This window comes from Chitinophaga varians, assembly GCF_014529945.1.
Classification (GTDB): domain Bacteria; phylum Bacteroidota; class Bacteroidia; order Chitinophagales; family Chitinophagaceae; genus Chitinophaga; species Chitinophaga varians.
The window spans coordinates 826,051-843,418 of record NZ_JACVFB010000003.1; the positions used below are offsets into that span (position 1 = coordinate 826,051).

The 17,368-nt window shown below is 49.5% G+C and carries 17 protein-coding genes; all 17 read right to left on the reverse strand.

Features of this window, described 5'->3' with window-relative positions; translation table 11 throughout:
* Nucleotides 1-95 precede the first annotated feature (95 nt).
* Nucleotides 96-1,760, reverse strand: a complete 1,665-nt coding sequence (locus tag ICL55_RS17775) for a M56 family metallopeptidase (RefSeq protein WP_188099666.1) — start codon at nt 1,758-1,760, stop codon at nt 96-98.
* A gap of 15 nt (nt 1,761-1,775) precedes the next feature.
* On the reverse strand, nt 1,776-2,135 hold the full coding sequence (locus tag ICL55_RS17780) for a BlaI/MecI/CopY family transcriptional regulator (RefSeq protein ID WP_188099669.1): 360 nt from the start codon (nt 2,133-2,135) through the stop codon (nt 1,776-1,778).
* 433 nt (nt 2,136-2,568) lie between these two features.
* Entirely contained in the window at nt 2,569-3,711 is a 1,143-nt protein-coding gene (locus tag ICL55_RS17785; RefSeq protein ID WP_188099672.1) for a TlpA disulfide reductase family protein, read from the reverse strand.
* Between the two features lie 75 nt (nt 3,712-3,786).
* Complete coding sequence (locus ICL55_RS17790; protein ID WP_246496419.1) at nt 3,787-4,869, reverse strand: TlpA disulfide reductase family protein; 1,083 nt, start codon at nt 4,867-4,869, stop codon at nt 3,787-3,789.
* A gap of 182 nt (nt 4,870-5,051) precedes the next feature.
* Entirely contained in the window at nt 5,052-5,645 is a 594-nt protein-coding gene (gene hisIE / locus ICL55_RS17795; protein ID WP_188099674.1) for a bifunctional phosphoribosyl-AMP cyclohydrolase/phosphoribosyl-ATP diphosphatase HisIE, read from the reverse strand.
* A gap of 21 nt (nt 5,646-5,666) precedes the next feature.
* Nucleotides 5,667-6,422 (reverse strand): imidazole glycerol phosphate synthase subunit HisF, encoded by a 756-nt coding sequence (hisF, locus tag ICL55_RS17800; RefSeq protein ID WP_188099676.1) that lies wholly within the window; start codon nt 6,420-6,422, stop codon nt 5,667-5,669.
* A gap of 12 nt (nt 6,423-6,434) precedes the next feature.
* The gene (hisA, locus tag ICL55_RS17805; RefSeq protein ID WP_188099679.1) at nt 6,435-7,577 is read right to left on the reverse strand and encodes a 1-(5-phosphoribosyl)-5-[(5-phosphoribosylamino)methylideneamino]imidazole-4-carboxamide isomerase; all 1,143 of its coding nucleotides are present in this window, start codon (nt 7,575-7,577) and stop codon (nt 6,435-6,437) included.
* 1 nt (nt 7,578) lies between these two features.
* The gene (gene hisH, locus ICL55_RS17810; RefSeq protein ID WP_188099681.1) at nt 7,579-8,172 is read right to left on the reverse strand and encodes an imidazole glycerol phosphate synthase subunit HisH; all 594 of its coding nucleotides are present in this window, start codon (nt 8,170-8,172) and stop codon (nt 7,579-7,581) included.
* Nucleotides 8,173-8,261: 89 nt separating this feature from the next.
* The gene (gene trpA, locus ICL55_RS17815) at nt 8,262-9,032 is read right to left on the reverse strand and encodes a tryptophan synthase subunit alpha (protein ID WP_188099684.1); all 771 of its coding nucleotides are present in this window, start codon (nt 9,030-9,032) and stop codon (nt 8,262-8,264) included.
* An 8-nt stretch (nt 9,033-9,040) separates the two neighbouring features.
* Nucleotides 9,041-10,249, reverse strand: coding sequence for a tryptophan synthase subunit beta (trpB, locus tag ICL55_RS17820; RefSeq protein WP_188099686.1), 1,209 nt, complete (start codon nt 10,247-10,249; stop codon nt 9,041-9,043).
* Nucleotides 10,250-10,284: 35 nt separating this feature from the next.
* On the reverse strand, nt 10,285-10,908 hold the full coding sequence (locus tag ICL55_RS17825) for a phosphoribosylanthranilate isomerase (protein WP_188099688.1): 624 nt from the start codon (nt 10,906-10,908) through the stop codon (nt 10,285-10,287).
* 7 nt (nt 10,909-10,915) lie between these two features.
* The gene (gene trpC / locus ICL55_RS17830) at nt 10,916-11,716 is read right to left on the reverse strand and encodes an indole-3-glycerol phosphate synthase TrpC (protein ID WP_188099691.1); all 801 of its coding nucleotides are present in this window, start codon (nt 11,714-11,716) and stop codon (nt 10,916-10,918) included.
* 5 nt (nt 11,717-11,721) lie between these two features.
* Complete coding sequence (gene trpD, locus ICL55_RS17835; protein ID WP_188099693.1) at nt 11,722-12,714, reverse strand: anthranilate phosphoribosyltransferase; 993 nt, start codon at nt 12,712-12,714, stop codon at nt 11,722-11,724.
* 54 nt (nt 12,715-12,768) lie between these two features.
* Nucleotides 12,769-13,338 carry an anthranilate synthase component II gene (locus ICL55_RS17840; protein WP_188099696.1) on the reverse strand — a complete coding sequence of 190 codons (570 nt, stop codon included), beginning with the start codon at nt 13,336-13,338 and terminating at the stop codon, nt 12,769-12,771.
* 1 nt (nt 13,339) lies between these two features.
* Nucleotides 13,340-14,752, reverse strand: a complete 1,413-nt coding sequence (locus tag ICL55_RS17845; protein WP_188099697.1) for an anthranilate synthase component I family protein — start codon at nt 14,750-14,752, stop codon at nt 13,340-13,342.
* A 381-nt stretch (nt 14,753-15,133) separates the two neighbouring features.
* Nucleotides 15,134-16,270, reverse strand: a complete 1,137-nt coding sequence (gene hisB / locus ICL55_RS17850; RefSeq protein ID WP_188099699.1) for a bifunctional histidinol-phosphatase/imidazoleglycerol-phosphate dehydratase HisB — start codon at nt 16,268-16,270, stop codon at nt 15,134-15,136.
* On the reverse strand, nt 16,267-17,343 hold the full coding sequence (gene hisC / locus ICL55_RS17855; protein WP_188099701.1) for a histidinol-phosphate transaminase: 1,077 nt from the start codon (nt 17,341-17,343) through the stop codon (nt 16,267-16,269). The genes hisB and hisC overlap by 4 nt, the downstream gene beginning before the upstream one ends.
* Nucleotides 17,344-17,368: the final 25 nt, after the last annotated feature.

The following is a 17,368-nucleotide window of genomic DNA, read 5'->3' on the forward strand; positions in this document are numbered from 1 at the left end:
TCTCTCAACAAAAATGCCACGGTGGCGAACCGTGGCTTTTTGCTAACATAAACAGTGTTGCCTCTACTTCTCAATTTATCGGCACTTGGACTGCTCTATTCTTCGTTTGTAGTAACTTTTTTCTCAGCGGTACCTTTATTTGCCGGTCTGCCGATGACGATGATTTCATCGTTTTTGCCGGTGGTAACCACCTTTTCAACAGTAGCTTTTGTTGGATGGCCGACTACTACAATGGTCTCTACTTTGGTGTTGCTGCCACCTCCGGTTGTACTGCTTGCAGAAGCGGAGCCGGACGTGGTACCTGAACCGCTATAGCTGCTGGTGGCAACAAAAACGCCCCCCGTAGTGGTATTATGCACACGTACCACCTGGCCTGCACCAGCGGTAACGGTGGCGGCTTTGGCGGCGGTGCCAACCGCTGCTATCACACCACCAAAACGTTTTTTATTGGAGGCCGCTAACCAGGGTTTGGTATACACGGCTATAATACCGTTGCGCGCATCTTCACCATATTGGGAAATTACTTCATCAGTGATCATAGCGCCTTTGAATACGTTGACAGACTCAATGTCGTCGGGAGAGAGCGTATTTATTTCAGCTTTGTTGCTCAGCCTGTCGTTCAACAGGAAAATCGGTCCGGGTTCAGTGGCACTTCTCAAGGTGATCACCGGCGTGGCTTGTTGGGCAGGGGCAGGAGCAGGAGCCGGCGCGGGAGTGGCATTGGGTTGCGGAGCCGGGGCAGGGATATTGCCGGCTTTAGGCGTGGTGTTTTTGGCGGCTGGTGCAGGCTTTTCCCTGGTCATAGCGATATCGGAGCTATTTTTTTGCACAGACACTTCCTTCGGTACTTCGGCTATAGGTTGACCAACGGCAGCTTTCACCTCTTGTGGCGGGGTGGCGGAAGCCTTGCTGTAGTTGAGCGACAATACCATGCCTCCCACTACTACGCCCAGGGCCACATAGCGAACCAGCTGGATGGTGGATGATTGTTTCCTGTTCATCATAATGATCCTGTTTTTTAAATGTGAGAAATTGAAATTGTTTGCGATGGCCGTCGCATATGGGATCCCACTGACTTTTATCAGACTGTATTGATAAGCGGTTTTATCCAGGCCCTGTTTTAACAGATGGCGGTCGGTAATAAATTCCAGGTTTTCGCGGATGGCCGTTTTCATGAGCCATGCTCCCGGATTAAACCAATAGAAGATATTGTTGAGTTCTCCCAGTACCACATCAGCGCTGTGCCATTGCTGTACGTGCACTTTTTCGTGAACGAGGATACCCTGTCTTTCTTCCGGCTGGTGAAGGGTAGGATTGATATAGATATTTCGGAAAAAAGAGAACGGGTTCACCTGCTGCTGTAAAGCTCTTACCGTAACACCGTCTACCGTAGCGGGACTGGAGCGCCGGTGTATTTTCCACAGGGAGAAGAGTTGAATGGCCAGTCGTATCGTCATCACCGCTACACCTGTCCAGAAGAGGTACACGAGGGCTGTCCATATTGAAAAATGTTCAGCCGGTGCCGTTAGGCTGCTGAGGTCTGGCAGGTAGGCGATGCCGCCGGCGATAGTTTCATGCCGCTCCACAAAGGTATTGACAGACACCAGTGGAAACAGGGAAGAACAGACGATGCCGCACAACAGGAATACACGGTTAAGCGTATAAAAGGTCAGTCGCCTCAGCCCCAGCCAGTAAGCCAGAAAAAACAAGGTAAGCGCCACATTGGCTTTGAGCAGGTATATCAGTATCGCAGGTACCATTGTCGCTGGTTTTAGTTATTTACTGTTTTCAATCATTTTGATAATCTCCTTCAATTCATCCGGGCTGATCTTTTTCTCTTTGGCGAAAAACGATACCAGCTCCTTATAGGAGTTTTCAAAATAGTCCTTCACAAAACCACTCATGAACTTGTTCTTGTAAGTACCCTCAGCGATCACTGGCGTGTATTCATACACGTTACCCACCTTCCTGCTTTCCAGGTATCCTTTTTTTTCCAGGTTCTTGATGGTAGATGCCAATGTAGTATACGGCGGGGCCGGTGCCGGATGGTTCTCCAGAAAATCTTTCACAAACCCTTTCCCCGTTTTCCATATCGCCAGCATGGCCGCTTCTTCCTGCTGTGTGAGCTTTTCCATATAGCGTGATTTAACTATCTACGAATGTTTCGTAAATCTACGAAAGTTTCGTAAATCAAAGTATATTTTTTTAGAGAATAGGGATCTGGAGAGATAAATCATTCATTATCAATGATGAAAAAATAAATTCATGATAAGAATAATCCATTAAACCCAGGGCTAAAGCCCTGGGCTAGGTTCTGTGTTTAGATTGTTTCGGCACATTGTCTCTCAGGAATGGGGATACGCCCACTCATTGCTACGTTATGCGGGCTTCTTTAGTTATTGTTGTCCGTTTATATGAAATGGAGCAAGATGTCTATACATCATAAACATGAGGGCTTACCGGGAGAAATTGAATCAAATCATAGCCCTGGGCCGTGGGCTGGAGAAACAAAAAGGGCTGACCTCATCAGGCCAGCCCGGTATACTTTGTTTTAAACCTTCGGAGGGATTAAGGCAGTACCTCAGCTAATTTCTTTTCGAGGTCTTCGCCGCGCAGGTTTTTAGCGACGATCTTTCCTTTGGGATCGATCAGCACATTCTGCGGGATGGCCCGTACACCGTACAGTTCAGCGGCAGCATTTTTCCAGCCTTTCAGGTCGGAAACGTGTGTCCAGGTGAGTTTGTCGGCATCTACGGCAGCCAGCCATTTATCTTTCTTGTCATCGAGGGAAACGCCCAGGATTTCGAAGCCTTTCTCTTTGAATTTGCCGTATGCTTTCACCACGTTAGGGTTTTCTGCACGGCAGGGACCGCACCAGCTGGCCCAGAAATCAACCAGCACATATTTTCCACGGAAGGAAGACAGGCTGATATTTTTACCAGCGGCATCTGCCTGCGCAAATTCCAGTGCAGACTGGCCTACTGCTGTTTTACGGGCAGACTCGAGGCGTTTTGCGAACTCTTTACCGGAAGGAGAGTTTTTCGCTTCCTTGCTCAGCTTTTTATAGAGTGGTGTTACTTCGTCAGGTTTGATATCATAACCAGCCACCTGGTTCAGCAGGTATAATGCGATGGGAGAGCCGGCATTTTTAGCGAAGAAATCGCCTTCGATCTTTTTCTCTTCTGCGTCCAGTGCATCGAAAGCTGATTCCAGCTTTTTGATACCTTCTTCGTCTTTATTTTTAGCCAGTTCACGGTATTGCTGTTGCAGCGCCGCACCTTTTTCGTTGACTTCTTTCAGTTGCTCCTGCAGCTGTTTATAATCCTCGTTAGCGCGGGAGCCGCTGACGGTGGCTTTGCTGATGGAGTCTGTGGTAGTGACTACGATGTTGCCTTTATCCAGGAATACCGCGAGCATATCACGTCCCATGGACACTGGTTTTTCACCACTGCGTTGTACCAGCATCAGGCTGGCCAGCAATGGTTCTTCCAGCGTGCCGGAGAAAGTGAACTTACCATCTTTTATCTGCGAACTGTCAGTGATCATTTCTCCGCCTTTACGCATTCTGAGGAATACAGTAGCGGGTTTCTTTTGTTCTGAAATTGTACCCTGGATAGTATACGGTTTACCTGTGGCACCGGCTTTTTTCTCCTGGGCAAACAATGTTACAGCTGGCATCAGTAGGGCGATCCCCACAAAATATCTCTTCATTGGTTTTTAATTTTTAAACGAATAACAAATTTGGTAAATCAGGCGCGTATTGACAACCTGATTTTGATAAACGGCTTATTTCAGGATTTCCCGGAGTTTCTGCTCCAGTTCTTCTCCACGGAGGTTCCTGGCCAGAATAGTGCCATCAGGGCCAATCAGCATGTTGGCAGGAATAGACTGAATGCCGTACTGCACCGCTACTTCGTTGCCCCAGCCTTTCAGGTCAGACACCTGTGTCCAGGCAAGTCCATCCTGTTTTACCGCCCGCAGCCAGCGGTCCCGGTCGTTATCGAGGGAAACCCCCAGGATGGTGAAGTTTTTAGCTTTATACTTGTTATACGCTTTTACGACATTGGGATTCTCCTGTCTGCACGGACCGCACCAGCTGGCCCAGAAGTCTACGAGCACATATTTCCCTCTGAAAGAAGACAATTTAACCGGATTACCTTTCTCGTCTTCCTGGGCAAAATCATCTGCAGGAATATTCACCGCATTGGCTTTCAGGCTTTTTAAGTAGGCGGTCACACTGTTGCCATAGGCGCTTTCGCGGATAGACTTATCTAGCGAGTCAAACAGCTGCTGGAATTCTGCCACCTCCACGCGGCTGCGCAGCTCATTCATCATCAGCCAGATACTGGCAATGCTTTTAGGATGCGTTTTGATAAAGTCGGTACCCGTTTTCACGATGTCTTTGCTGAACAGGTCGGCTTTTTTACGGAAAGCATTTTTTGCCGGTTCATCTTCCGGATTGATTTCGCGGGCTTCCTGGTTGAGGTCCTGCGCCCGTTTGATCAATGGATCGAATGCTTTCTGATAGGCCTGCATGGCCATGGTATTTTCATTGCCTTTTACCGCGGAAGCCAGCGGGAAAGTGGCCATGGTAGTAGTAAAATGGATCGGTTCACCTCCAGACACAAATAACATGGGATAGTTCACATCCTGCATGATCAATGCATACACAGCAGGTTCTTTCCCCGCTTTCACCTTGAAGGTAAACTGCTCATTTTGTATGGTCAGGGAGTCATCCGGGTTATTATCCTGGTCGTCGAACAGGTATATCTTCTTGCCATTTGCGCCTTTCACCGTTCCAGACACCTGCTGGGCATAAACACCGGCAGATAATAAAGCACCTGCGGCTAACAGGAAAATTCCTTTCATTATAATTAATTTTAATCAGTTAGGTAGGACGAATATAAACAATTACGAATTACTAATTACGGATTACGAATTTGGGGCTTATCGGTAAAAAAAAGTGCCTTTACAAAAAATACATATGTAAAGCACTCTCGCTTACCAGCAAGCCCCAAATTCGTAATCTGTAATGCGTAATTTGTAATTGACTATTTATGTCTTTCTTTTAACACCTTTATAACGTCTGCCAGGGTAAAACCTTTGGCCTGCAGGAGAACAAGGTAGTGAAACAGCAGATCGGCTGATTCATTCAGAAACAGTTCATCATTATCGTCTTTGGCTTCGATCACTACTTCCACGGCCTCCTCGCCTACTTTCTGCGCTACCTTGTTGATCCCTTTGGTGAACAACTGAGAGGTATAGGATTTATCAGAGGGATTGTTTTTCCGGTCTGTAATGATGCTTTCGAGGCGTGCCAGAAAATCGTTGCTGGTATTCACCTCATTCCAGCAGGTATCGGCGCCGGTATGGCACACAGGGCCTACGGGATTGGCTTTAACGAGGATGGTATCGGAGTCACAGTCTACCTTCAGGTCTTGTAACAGGAGGAAGTTGCCACTCTCCTCTCCTTTTGTCCACAGGCGTTTTTTAGAGCGGCTGTAGAAGGTGACTTTGTTGTCAGCCAGGGTTTTGTCCAGTGCTTCGCGGTTCATATACCCGAGCATAAGCACTTTGCCGGTGGCGGCATCCTGGATGATGGCCGGTACCAGGCCATCGGCCGATTTTTCAAAATCTATTTGCATGATAAGCAATTTCAGCGGTGGTTAAAATCGGACATTCACGCCTTTCCCATACAGGAAGGTTTTGAGTTCCGGGATTTCAATTTCTTTATAGTGGAAGATGCTGGCGGCCAGCGCTGCATCTGCCTGTGCGTTTTCAAATACGTCCACAAAATGTTCCATGGTGCCCGCGCCGCCGGAGGCAATCACCGGCACGTTCAGGTTTTGCGATAGCTGTGCGGTGATATCGAGTGCGAAGCCCTGTTTGGTGCCGTCATTGTTCATGGAGGTAAGCAGGATCTCGCCCGCGCCACGGTCTACCGCTTCTTTGGCCCAGTCGAATGCTTTGCGGTCTGTTTTCACACGGCCTCCGTTCAGGTACACATACCAGTCGCCATCTTCGAAGCGCGTATCAATCGCCAGCACAATGCACTGGCTGCCAAATTCGCGTGCCAGCGTGTCTACCAGCCCTGGATTTTTAAAGGCCGCCGTGTTCACGGAAATCTTATCGGCGCCGGACTGCAGCAACACATTCACATCTTCTACTTCAGCAATACCGCCGCCTACCGTAAACGGGATGTTCACATACCGCGCGATACGGGTCACCAGTTCCGCCAATGTCTTTCTTCGTTCATTCGTTGCCGTTATATCCAGAAACACCAGTTCATCTGCTCCCTGAGCAGCATACAAAGCGCCCAGTTCAATAGGATCGCCCGCATCCCGGATATTTTCAAAATTGATACCTTTCACGGTACGGCCGTCTTTGATATCCAGGCAGGGTATGATACGTTTGGTCAGCATACGTCAATAATTTTAGAGGAATGATTTTAATTCCGCTGTTGAAATTTTTCCTTCGTAAATGGCTTTGCCGATGATTACGCCCTGGCAGCCTATTTCCTGTAATGCAGCTACATCGCCGATATGGCTGACGCCGCCGCTGGCCACAAAGTTGATACCGGGGAATTCACCGATGATTTTTTTGTACAGGTCGATGGAAGGACCTGCCAGCAGGCCATCTTTCGCGATATCTGTACAGAAAATATTATGTACGCCCCGTTCCACGTTGGATGCCAGGAAATCAAACACTGACAGGCCGGTCGTTTCCAGCCATCCGCCTACGGCGATTTTCTCCTCTTTCACATCTGCGCCGAGGAAGATCTTATCTGCCCCAAAGCGCGTTACCCAACTAAAAAACAGCTCCGGCGATTTCACTGCCACACTGCCAATGGTAGCCAGCGCCGCTCCACATTCATATACGATCTCCAGATCCTTGTCAGTTTTAATGCCACCGCCAAAATCCGTTACCAGCGATGTTTTGCCGGCGATATTTTCCAGCACTTTCCAGTTGACCACCGCGCCTTTTTTGGCGCCGTCCAGGTCTACCAGATGCAGGCGGCGTACGCCCAGTGCTTCAAATTCTTTCGCCACTTCCAGCGGATGTTCGTTATACACTTTCTGCTGGCTGTAATCGCCTTGTGTGAGGCGCACACATTTACCATCGATGATGTCGATAGCGGGGATGACCTCAAAACGTTTGGCTACAGGCTTTTCCAATGATCGTTCCATGCGGATGAAATTAATACCGTCTTTTACAAAATAATTGCCCCGGGTGGTATACCCGAGGCGGTCGTAAAAAGATACTGCCGTTTCACGGGCGTTGCACCAGAGGAGTTGGATATTTTCTTTCCGGCAGACGTCTGCCAGGTGGTCCAGGATGGCTTTCCCATAACCTTTTCCCTGCGCTGCAGACAGCGTGGCCAGTTTACGGAACTGCGCTTCTCCTTTTCCGGGAAACAGCGACACTACCGTCACCAGCTGTCCACCTTCAAATACACCGAAGTGCAGGCCGTCAGCGTCATGCTCTACCGTCACCGCCTCCAGGGTTGCATGCGGGTACAATACATCTCTGCGTACCTGCAACAACGCGTCATCCACGCTGATCCTTCTGATTTGCATCTTATAAGTTCAAAAAGTTTTCGATGATACGGGAGCCGTGTTCTGCCGATTTTTCGGGGTGGAACTGCACCGCGTAAAAATTATCTTTCTGCAAGGCAGCGCTGTAGTTGATCACATAGTTGGTGATCGCCACCGTATCTGCGCCCAGTGCAGCATAATAACTGTGCACAAAGTACATGTAACTGTTTTCCGGCACATGCTCAAACATCACGCTATGCAGACCGGTAATATTGTTCCATCCTATCTGTGGTATCTTCAGCAGGTTTTCCACCGGAGAGGTGAAACGTTTTACGTCCACGTCAAACACACCAAGGCACGGCGTGTCGTTTTCTTCCGAATAGCGACACAGCAGCTGCATACCCAGACAAATGCCCAGCACCGGCTGTTGCAGGCTGGTGATCAGCTTGTCGAGGTTGCGCTCTTTCAGGTACCGCATAGCCGTACTGGCTTCGCCTACACCAGGAAAAATCACCCTGTCGGCCGACAGGATCTCTTCCGGATTATCTGTTACAATACCATTCACCCCTAAACGGTCCAACGCAAACTGCACGGAGCGGATATTCCCGGCATTGTATTTTATGATGGCTGTTTTCATAATTACGAATTACGGATTACGAATTACGAATAAAGAATTTCGAATCAGCATGATGCCTTTAGCAACCTTTGAATTCGTAACTCGTCATTTTATTTAATGGATCCTATAAAATTACGAACTGTAGCGTCAATATCCCTGCCTTCTCCCAGCGCTTTAATAAAGGCAGTACCGATGATAGCGCCATTGGTATATCGGCAGGCTGTATCAAAAGTAGCCTTGTCTTTAATACCAAAACCGATCAGTACCGGGTTTTTCAGTTTCAGCTGCTGCAGCCGTTCAAAATAAGCCTGCTGATGCGACATGTCTTTGTCTTTCCCGGTAGTGGAAGAAGAAGACACCGCATATAGAAACCCTTTGCTGAGGCTGTCCAGCTGACGGATACGTTCGTCGCTGGTTTCCGGTGTTACCAGGAAAATCAGGCTCACATTGTATTGTTCAAAAATGGGTTTGTATTCCGCTTCATATTCTGCCTTCGGCAGATCAGGCAGAATGACGCCATCCACGCCTACTTCCGCACATTTTTTCACAAAGGCTTCCACACCGTACACCAGCACCGGGTTGAAATAACCCATGAGGATAACGGGGACGTGTATACGTTCCCGGAAACCGTCCAGCTGTTCAAAAAGTTTATGCAGGCTCATCCCGTTTTTCAGTGCCTGGGTGCCACTGTCCTGGATCACGGGGCCGTCGGCCAGCGGATCGGAGAAGGGCACGCCCAGTTCGATGAGGTCTGCACCATGTTGTTGCAGGGCCGTCATCACCGGCAGGGTGTCGTTCAGTTGCGGATACCCGGCGGTGCAATATATATTCAACACACCATTTTGTTTGGTTGCAAACAATTGGTCAATACGATTTTGCATACTCCAGATTATTTATTCATGTGACGGATATAGGTATTCAGGTCTTTATCGCCGCGGCCGGAAAGGCACACCACCACCACATCATCGGGGTTGAATGGCAGGTCTTTCAGTTTGGCCAGCGCATGGGCCGATTCCATCGCGGGGATAATACCTTCCAGTTTGCACAGCTCATAAGCGGCGGCCAGGGCTTCATCGTCGGTAGCGTCAAGGAACCGGGCGCGGCCTGTTTCGTACAGATGCGCGTGCAGGGGCCCGATACCGGGATAGTCCAGTCCGGCGGAGATAGAATACGGCTCTGTGATCTGGCCATCTTCTGTTTGCATGAGCAATGTTTTGGCAGCGTGAATGATACCTATTTTACCCAGTTGAGTAGTGGCAGCGGAGTGACCGCTATGTACGCCTTTACCACCGGCTTCTACGGCAACGAGCTTCACGGCTTCTTCGTCGAGGTAGTGGAAGAATGCGCCGGCGGCGTTACTGCCGCCACCGATACAGGCTACCACGTAGTCCGGAAGTTCACTGCCGGTTTTTTCGAGCAGCTGCTTGCGGATTTCTTCGCTGATCACCGACTGGAGGCGGGCCACCATATCGGGATAAGGATGCGGACCAGCGGCGGTGCCGAGGATATAATGCGTGTCTACCGGATTGTTGATCCAGTCGCGGATCGCTTCGTTGGTAGCGTCTTTTAACGTTTGACTGCCGCTGGTGGCGGCTACTACCGTGGCGCCGAGCATTTTCATGCGGGACACGTTGGGCGCCTGTCTTTCGATATCGATGCTACCCATGTATACCACACATTCCATCCCCATCAGCGCGCATACGGTGGCGGTGGCCACACCATGCTGACCGGCGCCGGTTTCAGCGATGATACGTTTTTTGCCCAGTCTCTTTGCCAGCAGTATCTGCCCGATGGTGTTATTCACCTTATGGGCGCCGGTATGGTTCAGATCTTCCCTTTTGAGAAAAATCTTCGCCTTGTATTTTTCAGACAGGCGTTTAGCGAAGTACAGTGGTGAAGGGCGACCTACATAATCACGCAGCAGCGCTTCAAACTCCTGCTGAAAAGTGGGATCGCTGAGCACTTCCATATACCTGCGTTGCAGTTCGTCCACATTGGGGAACAGCATTTCAGGAACATAGGCGCCACCAAATCTGCCATAATAGCCATTCTTGTCTACCTGATACCTGGATTTGCTGGTGTCAATTGCAATGTCCATGGAGAATATTTTTATTTAGTTATTTTGTTATTTTTTCATTTTTTCATTGCGGTAACGAACAACTTCACCTTTTCCATATTCTTGATGCCGGGAGCCTCTTCAAATTTGCTGTTGATATCTACGGCAAACAACGCGGGCAGGTCCAGTTCACGGATAACCTCCGCGTCTTCCGGCGTAATGCCGCCACTCAGCAGGAACGGATGATCAAAAGGATATTGCGTCAGCAGCTCCCAGTTGAACCGTTCTCCGGTGCCGCCATAACCTTTTGCAGACGCAGTATCGAAGAGGAAATAATCCGTTACCGGTATATAAGGCGCCAGCAGCGTTTCCCAGTCTGCATGGTCACCTATCCGAAAGGCTTTGATCACCGGCACTGTTTCCCGGACGGTTGCGCAGAACGCCGGTGTTTCGTCGCCGTGCAGCTGCACCATGTCCAGCGCATAGTCGGCCACGGTACGTTGTATTTGTTCTGCCGAGGCATTTACAAACACGCCCACCTTACGGATCCCGGCGGTTTCCCGCACGGTACGGGCATCTATTTTATTGGCAGCGAAACGGGGCGACTTTTCATAAAAGATAAATCCGGCGTAGTCCACCTGGTTATCTGTCAGTCCCTGTAAATCGGCCGCTCTGGTGATCCCGCAAACTTTGATACGCATGATGTGATTATTTAGCCTGCAGATCGTTTAATGTCTGTACAAAATTTTCAAAGGCGCGGGCAGGATCTTCCTGTTTCATGAAGTGTTCACCGATCAGGAACCCCTGGAAGCCGGCCGCTTTAAGCGTCACGATCGCTGCGGGGTCGTTGATACCGCTTTCCGCCACCTTGATTTTGTCGGCCGGAATTTTCGGCGCCAGTTCACAGGACCGGTTAAAGTCTACCTGAAAAGTGATCAGGTCACGGTTATTCACGCCCACGAGGTGTGTGTGGTCCGTTACCTTTTCCAGTTGTGCTTCGCTGTGTACTTCCAGCAGCACTTCGAGGCCGAGGTTATGCGCAAACTGAGACAGGTGCGCTACCTGTGCGGCATCGAGGCATTCCGCGATGAGCAGTATCACATCGGCGCCGATAGCTTTCGCTTCGAGGATCTGGTATTCATCGATCACAAAATCTTTGCGCAGAATAGGTATCTGGTTGAAGCTGCGTGCCTGTTGCAGGTCATCGGAAGAACCGCCGAAATATTTCTCGTCCGTCAGTACGGAGAGGCCGGAGGCGCCGTAGCGGGTATAGGCCGTAGTGACCTGCTGCACCGTTACTTCGCCGTTGATCAGTCCTTTGGAGGGAGAGCGCCGTTTGAACTCCGCGATGATACCGGTCTTATCCGGGTTTTGCAGGAAACTGCGGAGCGACAGCGGCTCACGATCAAACACGGAGGTCTGTTGCAGTTCAGCTGCGCTGCGTTGTAACTTGCGGGCCGCTACTTCCACCTGTTTATGGGCGACTATTTCTGCTAATATATTTTTCATCAGCGTTATTGTAATTCAATCAGTTTTTTGAATGCTTTGTGGGCATTGCCGGATTCGAGGGATTCCACAGCAGCAGTAAAGGCTTCATCGTAAGAGCTGTGTTTACCTAAGCTGTAGAGGCCCATAGCGGCGTTGGCCAGCACCACAGAGTTCTGTGCCCATGTGCCTTCGCCTTTGAGTATTTTCATAAAGATCTTCGCCGCTTCTTCCACAGTGTTGCCACCATAGATATCTTCCGGATGTACTTTACGTTTACCGAGCTGTTCAGGGGTCCAGTCCTGTTCACCCTGGTTGGTGATGACTTTGGTATCCGCGGTCAGCGATATCTCATCGTAACCATCGAGGCTGTGTACAATGACAAATTTTTTGTCGGTCTGCTGGAACAGGTAGTTATATACCCGGGCCATTTCGAGGCTATACACACCAATCAGCTGATGTTGGGCAAAAGCCGGGTTCACCAATGGTCCCAGCATGTTAAAGAACGTGCGGATGCCCAGTTCGCGGCGGATACCGGCCACATTTTTCAGGGCCGGATGGAACAATGGTGCGTGCAGGAAACAGAGGCCTGCTTCTTCCAGTTCAGTACGGAGTTTGGCATCGTCGGCTTTGAACTTGTAGCCTACCAGTTCCATAAGGTTGGAAGCGCCGCTGATGGAAGACACGCCATAGTTGCCGTGTTTCGCCACTTTACCACCTGCGCCGGCCACGATAAAGCACGACAAGGTAGAAATATTAAAGGTATTTTTTGCATCCCCGCCGGTACCTACGATATCCAGTACATCGTAGCCGTTCAGTTTTACAGGGATACACAGCTCCAACAGGGCGTCGCGGAAGCCCAGCAACTCATCGATGGTGATGCTGCGCATGAGGAATACGGTCATGAAAGCAGCGAGCTCACTCTCGTTGTACATGCCTTTGGAGATGTTAATGAGTATATCTTTAGCCCCTTCGCGGGTAAAAGTTTTATGTTCAAACAGGTAGTTAAGTATCTTTTTCATACCAAAATGATGTATTTAAAATGATCAAAGAGAAGGTGGAAAACGGCGGTGGTATTATAGTTCCAGCCAGTTTTTCAGGATCTGCTCTCCCTGTGGCGTGAGTACACTTTCCGGGTGGAACTGTACACCGCTTACATCGTACTTGTTATGTTGCAGCGCCATGATAAAGCCTTCCTCGTCTTCTGCCGTCAGGGTTAAATCAGCGGGGAGGGTGGCTTTGTCGATCACCCAGGAGTGATAACGACCGGCCTGTATCTCGCGGGGCATGCCTTTGAAGAGGCGGCCCTGATCGGACACGATTTTCACGTTGGTCGCTACGCCGTGGTATACTTCACTGAGATTGATGAGCGAACCGCCGAATGCCTGTCCGATCGCCTGTAAGCCGAGGCATACGCCGAAGATGGATTTAGACGGCGCGTATTCTTTGATCAGCGGCAGCAGCAGGCCGGCTTCTTCCGGAATACCGGGGCCGGGCGACAGGATGATCTTGTCGTAAGCGTTCACTTTCTCCAGTGGGATTTCATCGTTGCGGACAACGGTCACTTTGCCGTTGACCAGCTTCTCCACGAGGTGAACGAGGTTATAGGTAAAAGAGTCGTAATTATCGAAAACGAGGATGTTCATGTCAGATGGTTTGTGCCAGCAGGATGGCTTGTTTTAATGCATTGAGTTTATTGTTGACCTCTTCCAGTTCTGAAGAAGCCACCGATTTGGCTACTACGCCGGCTCCGGCCTGATAGTAAAGGGTGTTCATTTTACTGAGGATGGATCGGATCATAATAGCGTGGTTGAAGTTGCCGTTAAAGCCCACCCAACCGATACAGCCGCCATAGAAGCCACGGGGCGTTGGTTCCAGCTGGTCAATGATCTGCATGGCGCGGTACTTGGGCGCTCCTGAGAGGGTGCCTGCCGGGAAGGAGGAAGCCAGCAATTTAAAAGGATTGGTGGCGGGGTCTACTTTCCCTTTCACTTCGCTCACCAGGTGTATGACGTGAGAGTAGTACTGTACCTGACGGTAGGTAGACACTTCCACATCCGTGGCATTTCTGCTGAGGTCATTGCGGGCCAGGTCTACCAGCATCACGTGCTCGGCATTTTCTTTCGGGTCCTGCAGCAGTTTATCTGCGAGCAATTTATCCTGCTTATCGTCACCGGTACGGCGGAAAGTGCCTGCAATCGGGTGGATAGCAGCAGTACCGTCCTTGATCACAATCTGTGCTTCCGGAGAAGAACCCATTAATTTATAATCGCCGTAATCGAAGAAGAAGAGATAGGGGGAGGGATTGATGGAGCGGAGCGCGCGGTATACGTTGAATTCATCACCGGAGAAAGACCGTTTAAAGGCGCGGGAAAGAACTACCTGGAAAACATCTCCGCGAAAACAGTGTTGTTTGCCCTGTTCCACCATCTGCATATATTCCGCGTCCGTCATGTTACTGGTTTCATCCCCGGTGGTGGCGAAGGGATAGCCGGGAGAATCTTTGTGGCGGATGAGTGATTCTACCAGATCAAACTCACTGTCGAGGCCTTCTATCTGATTTTCGCAGAGGTAAAGTTCATCTTTGAAGTGGTTGATGGCGATCACATATTGATAAAACCGGTATCGCATCAGGGGTATCTGTGCATTACCGCCGCTTTTATTTTTATCGAATTCGAGTGTTTCAAAGAACTGTACCGAATCAAACGTGCTGTATCCAAAGAGCGTCTGGGCAAGAGGTACCGGGTGATTGCCGTTGAAGGAGAAACTACCGAGGAACTTCTGTAATTCGTCCAGCACTTTCTGGGTATCTTTCAGTTCCTTCTTTTCCACCGGCAGATTGGGATATTTAAATTCAAAGTGGCTGGTGGAAGTTACTTCGATGCCTGCAATGGGCTTGATACAGATATAGGAATAGCTGTTTTCGCTGGCGCGGTAGTCCGTACTTTCCAGGAGGATAGAACCGGGGAACTTGTCGCGCAACCGCAGATAGATGCCCACCGGCGTGAAGATGTCCGCCAGCATCTGTTTGGATCTCGTTTTTACTTGAATGGTACGCATGATATTCAGGGTGAAAGTGTTTGCTGTTTGTTAGAAAAAGGATGTGCCTAAAAAGCCGAAAGGCCCGCTGTGTAACAGCGAGCCTTTCCAAGTATATTTCAGACGAAACATGGCACTGTAACACAGATCAGGAATTGATTCCGTGCCACCACCAATGTTTATTTGTCATGTTATTATTCATAGCGAGACAAAATTGGAACATTTTTATAACAAATGCAAATTTTTTTTTCTCGCCAAGGCGCAAAGCAGCAAAGAGCGCTAAGATTTTTTAAGATAAATAAGAAAGCAAAGATGTAAAGATCAAATTTTATGTCTATTGTGTTCTTAAGGTAGCTCGATTATATCACCTTTGCGTCTTTGCTGCTTAGCGTCTTTGCGTGACTATAACATACCCTTGGTGCTCGGCAGCTGCATATTATATGGATTACGTTTTACCGCCATCCGGATCGCTTTGGCGAAAGATTTAAAGATCGCTTCTATCTTATGATGTTCGTTTTCCCCTTCCGCTTTGATGTTAAGATTGGCTTTGGCCCCATCGGAGAAGGACTTAAAGAAATGAAAGAACATTTCGGTGGGCATCTCTCCTATCTTCTCGCGTTTAAATGTTGCGTCCCATACCAGCCAGTTGCGGCCACCGAAGTCGATGCCCACCTGCGCCAGACAGTCATCCATCGGCAGGTAGAAGCCATAGCGCTCGATGCCGCGTTTATCGCCCAGTGCTTTGGCGATGGCTTCCCCGAGGGCAATGCCTGTATCTTCAATGGTATGGTGTTCGTCGATATGCAGATCGCCTTTGGCGGTGATGCTGAGGTCGATGGAGCCGTGGCGGGCGATCTGATCAAGCATGTGATCAAAGAACCCAAGACCGGTGTGTACATTGGCTTTACCGCTGCCATCCAGATTAAGGCTGATGCTGATATCGGTTTCGTTCGTTTTTCGTACGTGCGTTACCGTTCTAAGACCCAGTTTCAGGAATTCATAGATCCGGTCCCAGTCAGTAGATTCCAGTGCGATCACGGATTCGAGCGCCTGCAGCGTATCACTGATTTCTGTGCCACCGAGGTTATTGCCCTCATTGAGCCAGATAGCTTTCGCACCGAGGTTCTTGGCCAGCTGCACATCGGTGATACGGTCACCGATCACGAAAGAATTGGCCAGGTCATAACCATCGGAGAAAAAGCGGGTGAGCATACCGGTACCGGGCTTGCGGGTAGGCGCATTGTCTGCCGGGAAGCTGCGGTCAATGAATATTTCAGAGAACGTCACGCCTTCGTTTTCAAACGCTTTGAGGATCATGTTCTGTGCCGGCCAGAAAGTATCTTCCGGAAAAGAAGCTGTACCCAGTCCGTCCTGATTGGTGACCATCACCAGCTCATAGTCCAGCTCAGCTGCTATACGGGCCATGTTCACAAATACTTTTGGATAAAACTCTACTTTATCCAGGCTATCGATCTGGTAGGTAGGCGGCACTTCTTTGATGAGGGTACCGTCGCGGTCTATAAAGAGCACTCGTTTCATGCAGATACCGGTGTTTCAGTTTTCAGGTTAAAAGATTTTAAAGCATCGAGGAGCTGCACGTTTTCTTCCGGCGTACCGACGGTGATGCGGAGGCAGCCCATGCAGAGCTCTACTTTGGAACGGTCGCGCACCACAATGCCCCGTTCGGTGAGGTACTGATAGATACCTTTGGCATCTGTAGTCTGTACCAGGATAAAGTTGGCATCGCTGGGATATACCTTCAGCACCTGCGGCAGCTGTTCCAGTCCGGCAGAAAGCAGGTCCCGTTCTACCACGATGTCGCGTATCCATTCATTGACGCGCGCCACATTGTCCAGCGCCTGCAGCGCCAGTTCCTGTGTAGCCTGGCTGATATTGTAAGGCGGTTTTACCTTATTAAAAACATTGATGATGTCTTCGCCGGCGAAAGCCATCCCTACGCGGAGGCCGGCCAGTCCCCATGCTTTGGACAGGGTTTGCAGCACTACCAGATTAGGATACTCCGTCAACTCCTGTATAAAAGATTTCCGGCGGGAGAAATTAATATACGCCTCATCGATCACCACAATACCGTCGAAATTATTCAACAGCAGTTCTATATCGGAGCGATTGATGGAGTTACCAGTAGGGTTGTTAGGAGAGCAGATAAATACCAGCTTCGTATTTTCATCTACTGCCTGTTGCAGCCCTTCGAGGTCCAGCTGGAAATCCGGTGTAAGGCTTACTTTACGGATGGTCACATCGTTGATGTGAGCGCTCACCTCATACATGCCGTACGTGGGCGGGCACAGCACCACGTTATCGCGGCCACCGGGATTACAGAAAGCGCGGTACAGCAGATCGATAGGCTCGTCGCTGCCATTGCCGAGGAAGATGTTCTGCGGCGGCACGCCTTTGATTTCAGCCAGTTTATATTTCAGCGGCCACTGCATCGGATCGGGGTAGCGGTTGTAATTCACCGGCAGCGGTGATCCGAAGGCGTTTTCGTTGGCATCCAGAAATACAGATGCCTGTCCTTTGAATTCATCTCTGGCGGATGAATACGGCACCAGTCTCTTTATATTTTCCCTGAGCAGGGAGTCCAAATTAAACATTTTAATATTTTGATATTTTGATATT